This is a genomic window from Endozoicomonas sp. SESOKO3, from assembly GCF_024606255.1.
Window position 1 is genome coordinate 1 of the sequence record NZ_JAHHPR010000404.1, and the last position, 1,112, is coordinate 1,112.

1 protein-coding gene is annotated in these 1,112 nt (G+C 48.4%); it reads left to right on the plus strand.

Annotated features, from left to right (window positions below):
- On the plus strand, positions 1–951 hold a 951-nt coding region (locus tag KDK18_RS07050; RefSeq protein WP_257254172.1), incomplete at its 5' end, for an autotransporter outer membrane beta-barrel domain-containing protein.
- Between the last annotated feature and the right edge of the window lie 161 nt (positions 952–1,112).

A 1,112-nucleotide genomic window follows, 5' to 3' on the forward strand; every position in this document is an offset into this window, starting at 1 on the left:
CTGGCTGCAGATTACATGGCGGATATCATCATAGCCCCCAGAAAAGTGGGATTGCTACCACAGATGGGGCTGAGTGCAGCTCGCAGTCAATTCAGTGCAGTCGCCAATGAAATGCGTCAGTCCCGCTGGAAGGATGTAAAAAGTGGTTGGTTTATCAGTGGCGCTTCGGGGACCAGTGAGCTGGATGGCGGCTTAAGTCCCGAAGATGATCGTTACTCATCCACTGTGGGATTGATCAAAAGCCTGGATGACAACCATTTTTTGGGTGTTGCTGTTACTTTGGGGCAGAATGAGCTGGATGTCGATGGCTCATCGTTTGAGGCAAACAATTATGGTCTGAATATTCTTTATGGTTATCGTGCAGGTGCCTGGTTTTTAGAAGGTGCATTGGGTTATACCAATATGGATTATTCTGATCTTGCGCGGGATTTCAACATCGGTTCGCAGACTTATACTGCCAAAGGGGATACCGAAGGCTATGCTCTGGGTCTTGATCTGCTGGCTGGTTATAACCTGCTGGATGAATCGTCGCAGTTTGTTTTTGGCCCTGTTCTCGGATTACAAACCATTCATGCTTTTGTTAACGGTTATACCGAGAGTGGCGGAGAAATTTCTAATTACGACTGGGGGAATCAATCCACAGAAAGCATGCAGTTGCGTGCTGGTTTTATGGGTAGTATGCAGCTCACGAAAACCATTCTCATTGATGCCGAAATGTATCATACAGATGAGCAGGAAGGTGGCTTTGAGAGCATTAACGTCACTAATACCAATTTGAATTTTGGGCAGTACCGCCTGCCCGGAGCCTATGTGGATGAAGGCGGCTTCGTTACCGCTAATCTGGGTGCTGCAATGGATTTGGGTGATGGCAAGTTGCGCCTGAGTTATAACTATAGCGGTCAGGCTGATGGCTCCGAGCTGGTCAGTTTGACGTATTCAGCCGCTTTCTGAGCCGGATGATAAATCAGGCCGGTTGGTTGTATGCCAAACCGGCCTTTTGTGCGCTGATTGACTCGCATTACAAACGGGTACAGCATCACCCGATCTCGTTCCGGGTGAGCAGGATCATAGCAACAGATCTTTGTCATTCACCGGGAAAGCCATTGATTCCC